This is a genomic window from Sporosarcina sp. GW1-11 (assembly GCF_033088395.1).
GTDB lineage: Bacteria > Bacillota > Bacilli > Bacillales_A > Planococcaceae > Sporosarcina.
This window is the reverse complement of sequence record NZ_JAPMIW010000001.1, coordinates 198,535-215,109: the sequence shown is the minus strand read 5'-3', so window position 1 is coordinate 215,109 and position 16,575 is coordinate 198,535. Positions and strand designations below refer to the sequence as shown.

20 protein-coding genes are annotated in these 16,575 nt (G+C 40.1%); 13 read left to right on the top strand and 7 right to left on the bottom strand.

Annotated elements, in window-relative coordinates; genetic code table 11:
• The first annotated feature begins 16 nt into the window (after positions 1-16).
• Positions 17-676: a potassium channel family protein gene (locus ORD22_RS01085; RefSeq protein WP_317644193.1), complete on the top strand. Its 660-nt coding sequence runs from the start codon at positions 17-19 to the stop codon at positions 674-676.
• A gap of 51 nt (positions 677-727) precedes the next feature.
• Here the strand turns inward: ORD22_RS01085 and rnjA are convergent, their stop codons facing one another.
• From rnjA to def, 3 genes are all read right to left on the bottom strand, one after another.
• Positions 728-2,395: a ribonuclease J1 gene (rnjA, locus tag ORD22_RS01080; protein WP_317643993.1), complete on the bottom strand. Its 1,668-nt coding sequence runs from the start codon at positions 2,393-2,395 to the stop codon at positions 728-730.
• A gap of 3 nt (positions 2,396-2,398) precedes the next feature.
• The gene (locus tag ORD22_RS01075; protein WP_411567599.1) at positions 2,399-2,662 is read right to left on the bottom strand and encodes a DNA-dependent RNA polymerase subunit epsilon; all 264 of its coding nucleotides are present in this window, start codon (positions 2,660-2,662) and stop codon (positions 2,399-2,401) included.
• Between the two features lie 196 nt (positions 2,663-2,858).
• The gene (def, locus tag ORD22_RS01070; protein ID WP_317643992.1) at positions 2,859-3,416 is read right to left on the bottom strand and encodes a peptide deformylase; all 558 of its coding nucleotides are present in this window, start codon (positions 3,414-3,416) and stop codon (positions 2,859-2,861) included.
• Positions 3,417-3,595: 179 nt separating this feature from the next.
• Here def and ORD22_RS01065 point away from each other — a divergent pair, with 179 nt between their 5' ends.
• From ORD22_RS01065 to ORD22_RS01035, 7 genes are all read left to right on the top strand, one after another.
• A complete protein-coding gene (locus ORD22_RS01065; RefSeq protein WP_317643991.1) occupies positions 3,596-4,231 on the top strand; it encodes a YkyA family protein in 636 nt (211 codons plus the stop codon).
• A gap of 282 nt (positions 4,232-4,513) precedes the next feature.
• Positions 4,514-5,629 (top strand): pyruvate dehydrogenase (acetyl-transferring) E1 component subunit alpha, encoded by a 1,116-nt coding sequence (pdhA, locus tag ORD22_RS01060; protein ID WP_317643990.1) that lies wholly within the window; start codon positions 4,514-4,516, stop codon positions 5,627-5,629.
• A gap of 3 nt (positions 5,630-5,632) precedes the next feature.
• The gene (locus ORD22_RS01055) at positions 5,633-6,610 is read left to right on the top strand and encodes an alpha-ketoacid dehydrogenase subunit beta (RefSeq protein WP_317643989.1); all 978 of its coding nucleotides are present in this window, start codon (positions 5,633-5,635) and stop codon (positions 6,608-6,610) included.
• Between the two features lie 30 nt (positions 6,611-6,640).
• A complete protein-coding gene (locus ORD22_RS01050; RefSeq protein ID WP_317643988.1) occupies positions 6,641-7,984 on the top strand; it encodes a dihydrolipoamide acetyltransferase family protein in 1,344 nt (447 codons plus the stop codon).
• 5 nt (positions 7,985-7,989) lie between these two features.
• On the top strand, positions 7,990-9,402 hold the full coding sequence (gene lpdA / locus ORD22_RS01045) for a dihydrolipoyl dehydrogenase (protein WP_317643986.1): 1,413 nt from the start codon (positions 7,990-7,992) through the stop codon (positions 9,400-9,402).
• 72 nt (positions 9,403-9,474) lie between these two features.
• Positions 9,475-10,437: an NAD(P)H-dependent flavin oxidoreductase gene (locus ORD22_RS01040; protein ID WP_317643984.1), complete on the top strand. Its 963-nt coding sequence runs from the start codon at positions 9,475-9,477 to the stop codon at positions 10,435-10,437.
• Between the two features lie 12 nt (positions 10,438-10,449).
• Positions 10,450-10,725 carry a UPF0223 family protein gene (locus ORD22_RS01035; protein ID WP_317643983.1) on the top strand — a complete coding sequence of 92 codons (276 nt, stop codon included), beginning with the start codon at positions 10,450-10,452 and terminating at the stop codon, positions 10,723-10,725.
• A 131-nt stretch (positions 10,726-10,856) separates the two neighbouring features.
• On the opposite strand, the gene ORD22_RS01030 is transcribed toward ORD22_RS01035, so the two are convergent.
• Positions 10,857-11,489 (bottom strand): YktB family protein, encoded by a 633-nt coding sequence (locus tag ORD22_RS01030; RefSeq protein ID WP_317643982.1) that lies wholly within the window; start codon positions 11,487-11,489, stop codon positions 10,857-10,859.
• A 162-nt stretch (positions 11,490-11,651) separates the two neighbouring features.
• On the opposite strand from ORD22_RS01030, the gene ORD22_RS01025 reads away from it, so the two are divergent.
• Positions 11,652-11,852 (top strand): hypothetical protein, encoded by a 201-nt coding sequence (locus ORD22_RS01025; protein WP_317643981.1) that lies wholly within the window; start codon positions 11,652-11,654, stop codon positions 11,850-11,852.
• A gap of 173 nt (positions 11,853-12,025) precedes the next feature.
• On the top strand, positions 12,026-12,778 hold the full coding sequence (locus ORD22_RS01020; RefSeq protein ID WP_317644191.1) for an inositol monophosphatase family protein: 753 nt from the start codon (positions 12,026-12,028) through the stop codon (positions 12,776-12,778).
• A 56-nt stretch (positions 12,779-12,834) separates the two neighbouring features.
• On the opposite strand, the gene ORD22_RS01015 is transcribed toward ORD22_RS01020, so the two are convergent.
• Positions 12,835-13,020: a YlaF family protein gene (locus ORD22_RS01015; RefSeq protein WP_317643980.1), complete on the bottom strand. Its 186-nt coding sequence runs from the start codon at positions 13,018-13,020 to the stop codon at positions 12,835-12,837.
• Between the two features lie 99 nt (positions 13,021-13,119).
• Between ORD22_RS01015 and typA the strand changes: the two genes are divergently transcribed.
• Together typA and ORD22_RS01005 are read left to right on the top strand one after the other, a co-directional pair.
• Complete coding sequence (typA, locus tag ORD22_RS01010) at positions 13,120-14,961, top strand: translational GTPase TypA (protein WP_317643979.1); 1,842 nt, start codon at positions 13,120-13,122, stop codon at positions 14,959-14,961.
• Positions 14,962-14,976: 15 nt separating this feature from the next.
• Positions 14,977-15,321: a YlaH-like family protein gene (locus ORD22_RS01005; RefSeq protein ID WP_317643978.1), complete on the top strand. Its 345-nt coding sequence runs from the start codon at positions 14,977-14,979 to the stop codon at positions 15,319-15,321.
• 19 nt (positions 15,322-15,340) lie between these two features.
• Here the strand turns inward: ORD22_RS01005 and ORD22_RS01000 are convergent, their stop codons facing one another.
• Together ORD22_RS01000 and ORD22_RS00995 are read right to left on the bottom strand one after the other, a co-directional pair.
• On the bottom strand, positions 15,341-15,544 hold the full coding sequence (locus ORD22_RS01000; protein WP_317643977.1) for a YlaI family protein: 204 nt from the start codon (positions 15,542-15,544) through the stop codon (positions 15,341-15,343).
• A 13-nt stretch (positions 15,545-15,557) separates the two neighbouring features.
• Positions 15,558-16,058 carry a peptidyl-prolyl cis-trans isomerase gene (locus ORD22_RS00995; RefSeq protein ID WP_317643976.1) on the bottom strand — a complete coding sequence of 167 codons (501 nt, stop codon included), beginning with the start codon at positions 16,056-16,058 and terminating at the stop codon, positions 15,558-15,560.
• Positions 16,059-16,238: 180 nt separating this feature from the next.
• Here ORD22_RS00995 and ORD22_RS00990 point away from each other — a divergent pair, with 180 nt between their 5' ends.
• Positions 16,239-16,520, top strand: coding sequence for an Fpa/YlaN family protein (locus tag ORD22_RS00990; protein WP_317643975.1), 282 nt, complete (start codon positions 16,239-16,241; stop codon positions 16,518-16,520).
• Positions 16,521-16,575: the final 55 nt, after the last annotated feature.

The following is a 16,575-nucleotide window of genomic DNA, read 5'->3' as shown; positions in this document are numbered from 1 at the left end:
GGCGAGGGGTAATGTGATGAAGAAGGAATTTGTAGTCATCGGATTAGGTCGGTTCGGCGGTAGTATTGTCAAAGAATTGATTGAGTTAGAAGCGAATGTCATGGCAATTGATAAATCACAGGAACGTGTGGAGGAGTTTGCAAACATTGCAACCCAAGCTGTGGCGGTCGATACGACAGATGAAGCAGCTCTGCGCTCTTTAGGTATCCGAAACTTCGAACATGTCGTCATAGCAATTGGTGAAAATATTCAAGCTAGTATTTTAACAACGCTTATCTTGAAGGAAATCGGAGTAGAACGAATCACGGTTAAAGCTCAAAATGATTATCATGAAAAAGTATTGCGTAAGATTGGCGCCGACCAAGTAGTCCATCCAGAACGGGATATGGGCAAGCGGATTGCGAATAATCTAGTTTCCAATAATATCTTGGATTACTTAGAGCTATCTGATGAATATTCTATCGTGGAAATCCAAGCGAATAATCATATCGCGGGATCTTCACTAATTGATTTGGATATTCGTGCAAAATTTGGGGTCAATATCGTGGCTATTAAAAGAGGTTCACACATACTTGTCTCACCTCAAGCAATCGAACAGATTGAAGTAAATGATATATTGATTGTCATCGGTTCTGATGTGGATATTCATCGTTTTGAGCGAAAGGCATTACATTAAAAAAAGACTGTAGACCGACTCATAAGAGTTAGTCTACAGTCTTTTTAGTAGTTATAGTTCCATAATTACTGGGAGAATCATTGGCTTACGCTTTGTTTTCTCATAAAGGTAAGGAACCAGTGTATCGATAATGTCACTCTTTAAATTGTTTACTGAATCAGGTTTTGCTGCTAATTTACGTTGCAATGTTTTAGAAAGCATATATTGCGCTTCGTTGATCATTGCGCCAGATTCGCGCATATAAACGAATCCTCGTGATATTAAGTCTGGACCTGAAACTAAGCGATTCTTTTTAGTGTCAATTGTCGCAACTACAATTACTAAACCGTCTTCAGATAAAATTCGGCGATCACGTAAAACTACGTTACCGATATCACCAATACCGCTACCATCGATATAAACATCCCCAGAAGGCACTCTGCCGGCTAGTCTAGCTGTATCGTCAGTTAGTGCCAGTACGTCACCGTTAGACATAATAAAGATGTTCTCGCGCTCTACATCGCAGTCTACAGCTAGTTGTGAGTGCATGTCCATCATACGGTATTCACCGTGGATAGGCATAAAGTACTTCGGTTTGATCAGACGAAGCATTAGTTTTTGCTCTTCTTGTGAGCCGTGACCTGATGTATGGATATTATTCAATGGACCATGAATAACTTCCGCACCAGCTCGGAATAAGGAGTTGATTGTTTTATTGACGCTTAATGTATTACCTGGAATTGGAGAAGACGAGAAGATGACTGTGTCGCCTGGTTGAATTTGAACTTGTCTGTGCGTACCGTTTGCGATACGTGACAATGCAGCCATTGGTTCGCCCTGACTACCTGTACATAAAATCATTACTTTGTTTGCAGGTAGACGATTTAATGATTGGGAATCAACGAATAATTCTTTTGGTGCATCGATATAACCGAGTTCTCGTCCAATCGTAATTGCATTATCCATACTGCGTCCGAAGATAGCGATCTTTCGGTCAAAGTTTTGTGCTGCTTCGATTACTTGTTGTAAACGGTGTATATTTGAAGCGAATGTAGCGAAAATAATTCGACCATCAACCGTGCGGAAAATGTCATTCAAGCTTTCGCCGACTTTTCTTTCAGACATTGTAAAGTTTGGTACTTCAGCATTCGTACTATCTGATAATAGACATAAGACGCCTTCGCTACCGATTTTCGCCATCTTATGCAAGTTAGCTGGTTCACCGACAGGGGTGAAGTCGAATTTGAAATCTCCCGTATGCACGATATTACCTGATGGAGTTTTAACGACTACACCATACGCATCAGGAATACTGTGAGTTGTTCTGAAGAATGATACCGCTGTTTTACGGAATTTAATGTAATCATCTTCTTCAATCTCATGAAGTTTCGTTGTGCGTAATAAACCGTGCTCTTCTAACTTATTACGAAGTAAACCGATCGCCAATTTGCCACCGTAGACAGGAATATTTACTTTGCGTAATAAATATGGAATCCCGCCAATATGATCTTCATGACCATGTGTAATGAAAAGTCCTTTGATTTTGTCGATATTGCGTTCAAGATATGTGTAGTCAGGAATGACATAATCAATACCTAATAGATCATCTTCTGGAAACTTAATTCCAGCATCGATAATGATGATTTCATCTTGGAACTGTACACAATACGTATTTTTACCGATTTCACCTAGTCCGCCTAGGGCAAAAACGGCTGTTTCGTTATTCTTAATAGATTTCATTGATTAAACCTGCTCAACCTGGAAATGCGGAGAAGCTTGTTCGTACTCTAAATGCTCGCCTTCCAGCTTCTGAATATATTCAATCATGATCGGGCGGTCGTGCAACTGATCACGAACTGCCTTTTCTGTTTCAGCTTCTACATACAAGCTAAGTGTGTTCTCGCGGACTGGAACTTGATGTACGTTTTCGTGGTAATAAACTTTATAGATCATTATGAACTCTCCTTTTTTACGTTCGATACGTTCGTTAGTAAACATATTCTCCATAATAGCATGCAATTTCTTTAAAATAAAGAAAAGCCCACCAATTTCTTGGCAGGCATAAAAGTCTAGGCAATTGTCTTTTTACCGAGCAGGCCATTGAGTCGTCTAAGCAGTTTGCGTTTCAGACGTTTATACATGGCGTCATCACTCCTTGAAAAGACTGTATCATATTAATCTCCAACTGTCAAGTCTAATTGCTTTACTCTCTGTCGAATGGTAGCGCACCAGGAATGTCGTTATATGGATCACTTTCATCGATATGATCATAAAACATAATACCGTTCAAGTGATCTAACTCGTGTTGGAATGCAATGGCTGGCAAACCTTTTAAGCGCATTTTCATTTCATTGCCTTCTGTATCGAATGCTTTAATAGAAATTCGTGCGTAGCGCGGTACATATCCGGGAACTTCTCGGTCAACTGACAAGCAACCTTCCCCAGTTGAAATATACGTCTTTTCAACAGAATGGCTGACGATTTTCGGGTTGATTGCGATGAACTTTTCAAAAGGCTTATCATCGTCTGGTATGTGCAACGCGAATACTCTTTTCGAAACATTAACTTGGGGAGCCGCCAGGCCGATGCCGGAGCGTAAACCGTATTTCTCACTTAGTTTATCATCTTGACTGTTCACTATATATTCTAGTAAGTCATCACATAATTGACGATCTTCCGTACTGAGTGGAAAGCTCATTTCCTTTGCTTTTTTGCGCAATGTTGGGTGGCCTTCGCGAATAATATCTTTCATTAAAATCATTTTTACTCTTCCCCTCGAATATGATTGTGACTATTCTATTTCAAATTAAAACATAGTTGTACTGCCTGTTGTTTAGTGTGGCATGTATACAGTTAGTCCATTTAACTTATCCTATATAGTATAAACGAATAGGGAATGTGGTGAAAGAGAAATGTATGTTAGTCAATAGGAGGTTCACGATGAAGAAAACCTTTTTAGTATTATCGATATTTATTCTATTAACTGCTTGCTCAAAAGACTCTTCGTTAGAACGACGACTCGCACATCTTTTAGCTAACGTGAATGAAAAAGAGAAGCTCGGGACAAGTTATGTTAGGAAGTTGAATCAGCGCGAACAAAAAGAACAACAATTATTTAGTGATACGATGGAGTTAACGCAACAACAATATACCGAAGTAAGAAAGTTAGTGACTGCACTTAAGAAATCTGCAAATGAGCGAATGGTCATTATTGATAAAGAACAGCAGGCGTTACGTGATGCAAGAATGGAACTAAAATACTTCCAGGAGCTTATGGGTGGGGTTGATGGAGAATATATAGAAAAAGTGGAAAAGGTACAAAATGCCTTACTTGATCGTTATGATGCACATGATCGATTTGTGTCTGATTATAAGGAGCTAATAAATGAGCAAATTATATTATATACAGAGTTAGAAGATCGTACAATTCGTTTGAGAGTGCTAGATGATCAAGTAAATGAAGTGAATCGATTAACTTCGGTTGTTGAAAGAGACCTCCATGAGTTTAACGAAGCAACAACAGAGGTTAATCGATTAAAGTCACGTGTATTCGCAAGTTTAGAAAAGATAAAATAAGGAAAGAGAGAAATAGGAAGAGGAAATTGCGGGATGATTTTGTTGAACCGTGTTTCTGCTTAATTACAATGTATGAGAACAATGAAAATACTTATACTGTACCAATACACAATGATTATTGTATTAGTACAGAATTATTTTATAAAACTAGTTGTTAGTGGAAAACTCTTTAAAGACAATGGTTGACCAACCGCTCAGTTTTGAGTATACTAAAAAATATAATCAGTTGTATTCATTTTGTTCGAAAAAAATATAATACAGATATGAAGGAGAGATTGACATATGGTAGCTAAAAAAGGAAACCAATACGACCCTGTGAAAGCGCTTCAACTTATTGAAAGTCAATTCGAAATGGTTCAAATCTTAAACGAAGAAGGAAAGATCGTAAATAAAGATCTAGATCCTAAGCTTTCTGATGAAGAGTTAGTGGAGTTAATGAATCGCATGGTCTACACACGAATTTTAGATCAACGCTCTATTTCTTTAAATAGACAAGGTAGACTTGGCTTCTATGCACCGACAGCTGGTCAAGAAGCGTCACAGCTCGCATCTCACTACGTTCTTGAGAAAGATGATTTTATTCTTCCAGGCTATCGTGATGTACCACAATTGCTATTTCATGGTTGGCCGTTAGAAATGGCGTTCCTATGGTCGAGAGGTCATTACGAAGGAAGTGTCCTTCCGGAAGGACTAAATATCTTCCCGCCACAAATCATCATTGGTGCTCAATACATTCAAGCGGCTGGTGTAGCGCTTGGGTTTAAGAAAAAAGGGCAGAAATCAGTAGTCATCACATATACAGGTGACGGTGGTACGTCACAAGGTGATTTCTATGAAGGTTTAAACTTTGCAGGGTCATTTAAAGTACCTGCGATTTTCATTATCCAAAACAACCAGTATGCAATCTCAACACATCGTGATGTACAGTCAGCAGCGAAAACGTTGGCGCAAAAGGGTGTAGCAGCTGGAGTGCCAAGTGTGCTTGTAGACGGAATGGATCCGTTGGCAGTATATGTGGCGACTCGTGATGCAAGAGAGCGCGCGATCAACGGAGATGGACCGACGCTTATCGAAACAATGTGTTACCGTTACGGACCACATACGATGGCTGGAGATGACCCGACTCGTTACCGTACTTCGGAAATCGATGGTGAATGGGAGAAGCGTGATCCAATCGTTCGCTTCAGAACGTACCTAGAAGGAAAAGGAATTTGGTCTAAAGAGCAGGAAGAACAAGTAGTAGAACGTGCAAAAGAAGAAATTAAAGTAGCTATCAAAAAAGCGGACGCTGTACCTAAACAAAAAGCAACAGATTTTATGAGAATTATGTATAAAGGCGATATGCCGTTTAATTTACAAGAACAATTAGATGCGTATGTAGGAAAGGAGTCGAACTGACCCATGGCACAATTGACAATGATTCAAGCGATTACAGAAGCGCTTCGTACGGAACTGAAAGCAGATGAAAATGTATTGTTATTTGGTGAAGACGTAGGCGCAAATGGAGGTGTCTTCCGTGCGACGGAAGGCCTTCATAAAGAATTTGGAGAAGAGCGCGTGTTTGATACACCTCTTGCAGAGTCAGGTATTGGCGGACTTGCAATTGGTCTTGCGCTAACTGGTTTCCGTCCGGTTATGGAAATTCAATTCTTCGGTTTTTTATTCGAAGTAATGGATTCTGTAAGTGGCCAAATGGCACGTATGAGCTTTAGAACAGGTGGCCGTTACAATGCGCCGATTACGATTCGAGCACCGTTTGGTGGTGGCGTAGCAACTCCAGAAATGCACGCGGACAGCTTAGAAGGACTGGTAGCAGCCCAGCCAGGTTTAACAGTAGTTATTCCATCGACTCCTTATGATGCTAAAGGTCTATTGATCTCAGCGATTAAAGATGAGAATCCAGTAATTTTCTTAGAGCATATGAAGTTATATCGTTCATTTAGACAAGAAGTTCCAGAAGAAGCCTATACTATTCCATTAGGCAAAGCTGATGTGAAACGTGAAGGTACGGATTTGACGATCATTGCATACGGTGCGATGGTTCAGGAGAGTCTAAAAGCTGCAGAAACATTAGAGAAAGAAGGTTATTCTGCAGAAGTTGTAGACTTACGTACGATTCAACCTCTTGATATTGAAACGATTATTCAATCAGTTGAAAAAACGAATCGAGTAATTGTTGTTCAAGAAGCGCAACGTCAAGCGGGTATTGCTGCGAATGTTGTAGCGGAAATTTCAGAACGTGCGATTTTAAGTCTAGAAGCACCTGTTATGCGTGTTACAGCACCAGATACTGTCTATCCATTCGCAGCGGGTGAAAACACTTGGCTTCCAAATGCAAAAGACATTGTTGATAAAGCAAAAGAAGTACTAACATTTTAATTGTTAGACAATCCAGAAAGGGTGAATTATGTGACCTATGAATTTCGTTTACCAGACATTGGAGAAGGTATACATGAAGGAGAAATCGTTAAGTGGTTCGTAAAACCGGGCGATACTATCCAGGAAGATGATACATTACTAGAAGTGCAAAATGATAAAGCTGTAGTAGAAATTCCATCGCCAGTTTCCGGTACTGTAGAAGAAATCTACGTTACAGAAGGTACAGTAGCTGTTGTAGGTGATAAGTTAGTGCGTTTTGATGCACCGGATCATGGTATTCCTGATCACCACGAGGATGATACGGCATCTGAACAAGCTAGTGCCGAAAAATCTCATGAGCAAGTAGAGAAGGCGCTTGGTGGAACAGAAGCTAAGAAACCTGCTGAAGATCAACCTGAACAAACGCAACAACCAAAGATATCTGGAACTCCAGATGAAAACCGCCGTGTAATTGCCATGCCGTCTGTTCGCAAATATGCGAGAGAGCAAGATGTAGTGATTGCAGAAGTTGTAGGTAGTGGAAAAAATGGTCGCGTGTTAAAAGAAGATGTGGACTCCTTCAAATCGGGTGGTCAACAACAAGCTAGTGCTGAAGTTGTTGATACTGTGCAGGATGCTCAAGTTGAGTCAGTGGCGGTTGCGGAAAAACAACAACCAGTCTTTGAAGGTGAGTTCCCGGAAACGCGCGAAAAAATGTCTCCTATGCGTAAAGCAATTTCTAAAGCTATGTCGAATTCTAAGCACACAGCAGCTCATGTTACGTTGCTTGACGAAGTGGATGTCACAGCGCTTGTTGCTCATCGTAAAGAATTCAAAGAGATTGCAGCGAAGAAAGATATTAAACTTACGTATTTACCGTATGTAGTGAAAGCATTAGTCGCTACATTGCGTGAATTCCCACAACTTAATACATCACTGGATGATGCAACTGAAGAATTAATTCAGAAACATTATTATAATATTGGAATCGCTGCAGATACGGATCGTGGTCTAATGGTACCGGTAGTTAAAAATGCAGACCGTAAATCAGTGTTTGCTATTTCTGCGGAAGTGAATGAACTTGCAGAAAAAGCACGTTCTGGTAAGATACAAGCTTCTGAGATGAAAGGCGGATCATGTACAATTACGAATATTGGTTCAGCAGGCGGCCAATGGTTTACACCGATTATCAATCATCCTGAAGTAGCTATTTTAGGTGTCGGAAGAATTTCTGAGAAACCTGTAGTGAAAAATGGTGAAATTATAGTGGCACCTATGTTAGCATTGTCATTAGTGTTCGATCACCGAGTAATTGATGGCGTAACGGGACAATTAGCGTTAAACTATCTAAAGGAATTACTAGGGAACCCATCACTTTTATTAATGGAGGCGTAAAGCACATGGTAGTAGGAGATTTTCCAATCGAAGTTGATACACTCGTAGTAGGTTCAGGCCCAGGAGGGTATGTTGCAGCAATTCGTGCGGCACAACTTGGACAAAAAGTAACACTAGTAGAAAAAGAGACAATCGGTGGCGTTTGTTTAAACGTTGGATGTATCCCATCTAAAGCAATGATTTCTGTTGGACACCGCTTTGTAGCAGCACAAAATTCTGATTCTATGGGAATTACAGCTGAATCTGTAAAACTAGACTTTGCTAAAGCTCAGAAATTTAAAAATGGTGTAGTATCTAAATTAACAGGTGGCGTTGAAGGTCTGTTAAAAGGCAATAAAGTAGAAACTGTTATGGGTGAAGCATACTTCGTTGATGCGAATACAGTACGAGTAATGACTGAGAAATCAGCACAAACGTATAAATTCAATAACGTCATCATTGCAACTGGTGCACGTCCAGTTGAAATTCCAACGTTCAAATTCACTGACCGCGTGATTAATTCAACAGGTGCGTTGAACTTGAAAGAATTGCCTAAGAAGCTTGTTGTTGTCGGTGGCGGATATATCGGAACGGAACTAGGTTCGGCTTATGCAAACCTAGGATCAGAAGTAACGATTATTGAAGGTGCAGATGATATCCTTGCAGGTTTCGAAAAACAAATGACACAAATTGTGAAAAAAGGCCTGAAGAAAAAAGGCGTTGAAGTCGTAGTAAAAGCATCTGCAAAAGGTGTTGAAGAAACAAAAGACGGTGTTATTGTTACATATGAAGCTAAAGGTGAAGAAGTAAAAGTAGAAGCTGATTATGTATTGGTAACAGTGGGTCGTCGTCCAAACACAGATGAAATTGGTTTAGAAGGTCTTGGTTTGAACATGACTGATCGCGGTTTGATTGAAGTAGATAAGCAATGCCGTACGAACTTACCGAATGTATATGCAATCGGTGATATCGTGGCGGGACCGCAGCTTGCGCATAAAGCATCATACGAAGCTAAAGTTGCAGCTGAAGCTATTGCAGGTGAAAAGTCTGAAGTAGATTACTTAGCAATTCCGGCAGTCTGCTTTACAGATCCAGAACTTGCAACAGTCGGCTTGAACGAACAACAAGCGAAAGACGAAGGCTATGAAGTAGTAACTGGTAAATTCCCGTTTGCTGCGAATGGCCGTGCAATTTCATTGGACGCAACAGAAGGCTTTGTGAAGCTTGTTGCGCGTAAAGAAGATGGTTTGCTTCTAGGAGCTCAAATCGTTGGAGAAAATGCTTCTGATATGATCGCTGAATTGGGATTAGCTATCGAAGCAGGCATGACGCTTGAAGATGTTTCTATGACAATCCATGCGCATCCGACACTCGGTGAAATTTCCATGGAAGCAGCAGAAGTTGCTCTTGGTAAGCCGATTCACATGATGACGAAATAATACAGCTAGAAAACAACCCATGGGAATTCTTTTCTCATGGGTTGTTTTTACATTATGACAAGGGGTGGGATTATGAATTGGAAAACGAGAGTGACAGAGTTGTTTGGAATTGATTATCCGATTGTGCAAGGTGGGTTAGCTTATTTGGCATACGCTGATTTAGCCGCTGCTGTTTCAGAAGCGGGTGGACTTGGTCAAATTACTGCAATGAGTTTATCTTCGCCAGATGCGTTAAAGCGGGAAATTCACAAAGTGCGAGAGAAAACATCTAAGCCGTTTGGTGTCAATTTTGCTATTGGAAACCATGGCCGATCGTTTGAAGCGATGGTGGATGCTGCTTTGGAAGAAAATGTGAAGATTATTTCTGTTACGGGAGGAAATCCAACCCCTCTATTTGACATGCTAAAAGGGACTGACGTCAAGAAGTTAGTACTTGTAGCGGCTACAAGACAAGCGCAAAAAGCAGAAGAGATTGGTGCCGATGCAGTGATTGCGGTCGGCCAAGAAGGCGGAGGACATTTAGGTCGCGATGATATCGGAACGATGGTATTGATTCCGCGCATAGTAGACTCTGTCAGTATTCCAGTCATTGGTTCTGGTGGAATAGGTGATGGACGTGGCTGGATGGCTGCACATGCGCTAGGTGCAGAAGGGATAGAGATGGGTACACGTTTTATCGCCACGAAAGAATGTGTAGATGCTTCCCCGGCGTATATTCAAACATTACTAGAGAGTAGTGAGCAAGATACGACAGTTATTAAAAGAACAATAGGAGCACCTGCACGAGCACTTACGAATGAATGGACAGCTCAGATCTTAGAGAAAGAAGCAAAAGGTGTGGATTATGAAGGGTTGAAATCCTATATCAGTGGGGATGCCAACCGTAAATTCATCCACGAAGGTCTACAGGGTGAAGGTTTCGGTTGGGGTGGTCAAGTAGCTGGAATGATAGATGATGTTCCGAGTGTAGCAGAATTATTTGCGAGAATGAAAAACGAAGCAGAAAATATTAGAGTAAAATGGAATGTGAAATAAGGAGGGAAGAATATGTCTGGTTATCAATATCCTTTGCGTGCAGATTGGTCCACCGAGGAGGTTATCGCAGTAATCGACTTTTTTACAAAGGTAGAGCAAGCATATGAGTCCTCTGTCGAACGAGAAGAGTTCATGAAGCATTATCGTGCGTTTAAACAAGTCGTGCCATCTATGGCTGAGGAAAAGACGTTATGTAAAGAGTTTGAAGAAAGCAGCCAATACGTCGCGTTTCGTGTCGTAAAACTAGCAAAAGAAAGTGCTGCGGGAGTTCAAATAAAGATAAAATAAGGCTAGTGCACAAGTGGAAAATCTTGTGTAACTTTAAAGAATAATAAAAACCGCGTGAAGCCGAGATTCGCATAACTTGGCATTCACTCGGTTTTTTAATATTATTCTAGCCACATTTACATCTCGACATATCAAACAAATGAATTAATCACCACATCGTAAACAGGTAAAAGATGATTGAATGTGTCTTCGACTATGTTATAAAACTCTTGTTCATCCATTTTTATTGCTTGCTCGCTTGAGACATGTCTACCTACTAGGAATTCCGCCTTTTTCACGGTTTGTAGACGTTCTAACACTTTCTCTAAACCTTCTGTTCCTACTTCGCTAAGGAGATCCGCATTTGGTTTCATATGGTCACCAGAAACAATAAAGTCCTTTGGTAAAGATGTTAGGACCTTCCTGTTTTTTTCTAAACGTTCAGCGATTCCAACTTTATCTGGATTTTCATAAATAATTGCAAGAACGATGAATAAATGTGTGCCCCATAAGCCAATCTGAAAGTGAGGCAACGCTTTATAACCTCTCTTAGCGGGAGCGAATGCCACCCAGCTGTCTTTTGGTGGATTCACTGTCCGTCTTGCATGTTTTGCGACATGCGGGAAAAACTCTCCTTTACCATGTACTGAAAGGTGGTGTGAGAAATGATCTCCTAATGCTCTGAACTTTGGCTGGATAATTTCCTGTAATGCTGTCATGCGCGAATCAAGACCATCTATTGTAAAAACTTCAAAATCTTTCGTCGTCCAAAATGTCTGAGTCAATAAAAATCTCCTCCAGTTTATCTTTGCTACGTTTATCTTATCAATAAACGGGGAATAATTTAAAATAAGAAGGCTTCTAACCAGTATAAAGTTAAAAATTTGACATACTTATAATAATAAGGTGGTTAGAAGAGAAAAAATGACTAAAAAGGGGTGCTTATTATGAAACAAGTAGTTCATTTCATTCGTAAAGAGGATGTTGAGAGAGAATATATTAGAACGTTGCAATTGGAGCTTGATTATGAATTAGCTACTCTATTTGATGCGATTCAGGAACAAGATCAAAAACAAGCCGAAAAAAGTAAACTACGTCTTGCTGAAATTCATAACGAAATGGAGACTCTAAATGTTTTCTCAATGTAAGTTGTACGCAATAAAAAGGCATCCCCATCTACTTCAGAATTGAAGGAAATGTGACGGGATGCCTTTTTGCTTAACTAGCTGTAACCGTTATCTCTTCTGTTCTATAGACTGTATGTTATACTAACACTAGTCGGAATGGGAAGAGGTGGCATGATGGATATGCAAAATCATTAATCAAAGAAGCAGGGCACAAGATTCGCGTGTCTTTTTTTAATAAAATAGACATCGATTCAAAAGCTGATGCTAATGACTTGGTTACCAATATTGACAAAGAAGTAGAAAGATTTTTTATTGAAAGAGTAAAAAATGATTTTCCGGAACATAAAATCGTTTCGGAAGAGGGATTCGGAGATAAAATTTCTTCGTTGGATGGAGTTGTCTGGTTTTTAGATCCAATCGATGGAACGATGAACTTTATCCATCAAAGAAGAAACTTCGCAATTTCATTGGGGATTTATGTAGACGGCGTGGGGATGCTGGGCTACATATATGATGTTATGCGGGATGATTTATACCATGCAGCAACGGGTGAGGGCGCTTATTTCAATGATGAGCGATTACCACAGCTTGAAATAACACCACTTGAAGAGGCAATCATCGGTATTAACGCAGCTTGGGTTGCGCCTAATCGCAAAGTAGAAAATGAAAAGATTATTGAACTCGTGACTCGTTGCAGAGGAACGCGGTCCTATGGGTCAGCGGCAATTGAGTTAGCATATGTTTCTTCAGGTCGAATTGATGCGTATATTTCCATGCGCCTAGCACCTTGGGATATAGCAGGGGGAATTGTTATTGCTCAAGAAGTAGGTGCGGTTGCTACGAATTTGAGTGGAGAAACGCCCCATTTACTTGGAATGGACACATTTATCGTGACGCGTCCAGGTTTACATGAGGAGATTTTATCAAAATATATCCGACTAAAATAAAAAAAGGGGCTGTTTGTTAAACCAAATAGGTTTAATGTACAGTCCCTTTGCTATCTTTATAGCGTACCTTCACGACGCATACGTGCTTTAGTTTTAAATCCGTTACCCATTATTAAGATCAGAGCGACAATGGCAAGTACAACGACGAAAAGGCTACGCATGCCTATTCCAACGCCGATTGCAGACATAGAAATAACAGCTGCAAGTGAATACAGAACGAAAATCCACTTAATGTCTTTCAAAAAAATCCCTCCATATAAATTTAAATATTATTGAAATGAACTATCTTGTGCTATAATAACACAGTTGAACATCTGAAAAAAGATAAACGGAGTGAAAAAATGACAAACGAACGTACAGATCTTAGAAATATTGCAATTATTGCCCACGTAGACCATGGTAAAACGACATTAGTCGACCAATTACTTAAACAATCGGGCATTTTCCGATCAAACGAGCATGTAGAAGAACGTGCAATGGACTCAAACGAACTAGAGCGTGAACGCGGAATTACGATTTTAGCTAAAAACACAGCTGTTGAATATAATGACACTAAGATTAATATTTTAGACACACCTGGACACGCTGACTTCGGTGGCGAGGTAGAAAGAATCTTACGTATGGTAGACGGCGTTGTATTAGTTGTCGATTCATTCGAAGGGTGTATGCCACAAACACGTTTTGTTTTGAAGAAAGCTTTAGAAACAAACTTAAAGCCAATCGTTGTAGTGAACAAAATTGACCGTGACTTTGCTAGACCGGAAGAAGTAGTTGACGAAGTATTAGAGTTATTCATCGAGTTGGACGCAAACGATGAGCAGTTAGAGTTCCCTGTTGTATATGCTTCAGGATTTAATGGTACTGCAAGTCTTTCTCCAGATCCAGCAACACAAGAAGATACGTTGCGTGTTCTTTACGATGCGATTATAGAACATATTCCAGCACCAATTGATAATCGTGAGGAACCGTTGCAGTTCCAAGTGTCACTTTTAGACTACAATGATTACGTGGGACGTATCGGTATCGGACGTATTTTCCGTGGAACGATGAAAGTCGGCGAACAAGTTGCAGTATTGAAGCGTGATGGTTCTGTTAAGAATTTACGTGTAACGAAATTGTATGGCTTCCTTGGACTGAAGAGAGTAGAAGTTGAAGAAGCATATGCGGGCGACCTCGTAGCAGTTTCCGGAATGGGTGATATTGATGTCGGTGAGACAGTTTGTCCGACTAATCATCAAGAAGCACTTCCAGAACTTCATATCGATGAGCCTACATTACAAATGCGTTTCCTAGTAAACAACAGTCCATTTGCTGGACGTGAAGGTAAATGGGTCACTGCACGTAAAATCCAAGAACGTTTGGATCAACAGTTAGAAACAGATGTTTCCCTTCGTGTAGAGCCAACGGACTCACCCGATGAGTGGATTGTTTCAGGTCGTGGAGAGCTTCACTTGTCTATCTTAATTGAAAATATGCGTCGTGAAGGATACGAGTTGCAAGTGTCTAAGCCTCAAGTTATCATTCGTGAAATTGATGGCAAACGTTGCGAGCCTTATGAACGTGTACAAATCGATGTGCCTGAAGAGCACACAGGTTCAATCATAGAGTCAATCGGTGAGCGTAAAGGCGAAATGCTGGATATGATTAATAACGGAAATGGACAAGTTCGTCTAATTTTCTTAGTGCCAGCTCGTGGGTTAATCGGTTATACTACTGAGTTTCTTACATTGACTCGTGGTTACGGCATTTTAAACCATACATTCGACGCGTATAAACCAATCACTACAGGTAAAATTGGTGGCAGAAGACATGGAGTTCTTGTTTCTATGGAAAACGGAACAGTAACTGGTTACGGTGTAATGCAACTTGAAGATCGTGGTACGATGTTCGTTGAAACTGGCGCTGAGATCTATGCGGGTATGGTAGTAGGGGAAAGTAACCGTGATAGCGATTTAACAATTAACTTGACTAAGGTTAAGCATGCGACTAACGTTCGTTCTGCTACGAAAGACCAAACAGTTACTACTAAAAAACCACGTATTTTATCTCTTGAAGAAGCACTTCAGTACATTGGAGACGATGAATACTGTGAAGTTACACCACAAACGATTCGTTTACGTAAGAAAATTCTCGACAAGAATGAACGTGAACGTGTAAATAAAAAGAAAAAACTTGGCGAATAATAAAAGTAGAAGGGAATGTATGGAATGAGAGTAGAGGATTCAGAAATGGTCTACAATCGGATGTCGGGAATTGCGCGCATGATCTATGAACTTGCGCCGGATTTCTCGATGGCCGGCTATATTCTGTTCGCACTCGTTTTCATCATGTCTGCTATTGTGTATAAACTAGGCTTTGCGAGAAAGATCGGCCTTTGGCGAAATGTCATTATTTATACATTTTTGTTTATAGGATGTTTGATACTGACTTTCTTGGCTTTCTTCCTTCCGATTGTGGAAGGCTTGATTGTGGCTGCTGCCATTCTAATCATTTATCGTGTTCGTCGTATGAATGAACAAAAAAACGATTCCGTTGTCCAATGACAACGGAGTCGTTTTTTTATTAAAAATCTTTTTCTGTTAGGTGTGAACTTCTATAAAAGATGAAGTTTCCTGTCGCTACTCGTTCATCGGTCAACCTACGAATTCGCTCTTTGCACGTAGGGCACATATAGGTATGTATCGGCCGATTACGCAGTTTTTTAGCAAGTGGATCCCCATCTTCTAATTGATTAATCTCATCGCATAGTACGCATTTAACGCGCATGCGCTCATCTCCTTCAGTCCACTTGAATGGCTTGAACATGACGGATCGGTGAATGTTGATTCGAACCATCTTTAAATAGTACGTGGACAGGCCCATCTTCACGTAAAGGCTTGCCTTCATGACTGAATTTAAAGAGAATGTTTTCCGCTTCCGCAAGTGGATACGTGTATTTTTCATCATCTTTTGTGATGATTGTGAATGTTTTAGCATTAGCTGACGGTACAGCGTTGCGTATAAAAGGCTGTAAAACGATTGCAAAGCTACCAGTCAGCATTTTATCTTTTTCATATCTTTTCTCGCTCTTTATAGTTGGAGGGTATGTAGCGCCTTCCATGATTTCCCTTGACCAATGTTTACCCATCTTTTCTTTGTATTCTTCCATCGCGTCTATTTCGACAAATTCTTTAGAGAAGAATAGATCCAAGTCTATGCGGCGATCGTCAAAAATCCAAACCGTTGGATCTAAAGTGATCGCATGTTTTACGTTTCCTGTAATAGGTATAATCAGTTCCAAAATACTTCCCCCTCAATTTCAGTAGTCACTATTTTTAGTATAACGTTTCATTTGACAAGTGAAAAGGATTTCAATCGACTTTATAAGAATATCTCGGGTATTACTTGCAATTTTTAATTGCAAAAGATACAATTTAGACATTAACAACTTGCGGAAATAATGAATAATGGGGGCGTCTCCATGGATATAGAAGTTCAAGATACGTACAAAGAAAAAGCAATGAAACAACTGCACATAGACGCAGAGAAAATTGCCAAGTTAATAAAGGTGCAAATGGATAATTTGACTATGCCGCAATGTCCACTATATGAGGAAGTGCTTGATACGCAAATGTACGGCTTATCCCGTGAAATTGATTTTGCTGTGAAAGTCGGTCTAGTAGAGCAAGAAAAAGGCCGTGAAATTCTCTCAATGCTGGAAAAAGAGTTAAATATCTTGCATGAATTGTATACAAATAAATAAATGAAAGACTCAAACTACTTTAGCGGTTTGAGTTTTTTATTTAGGACGATGAGGT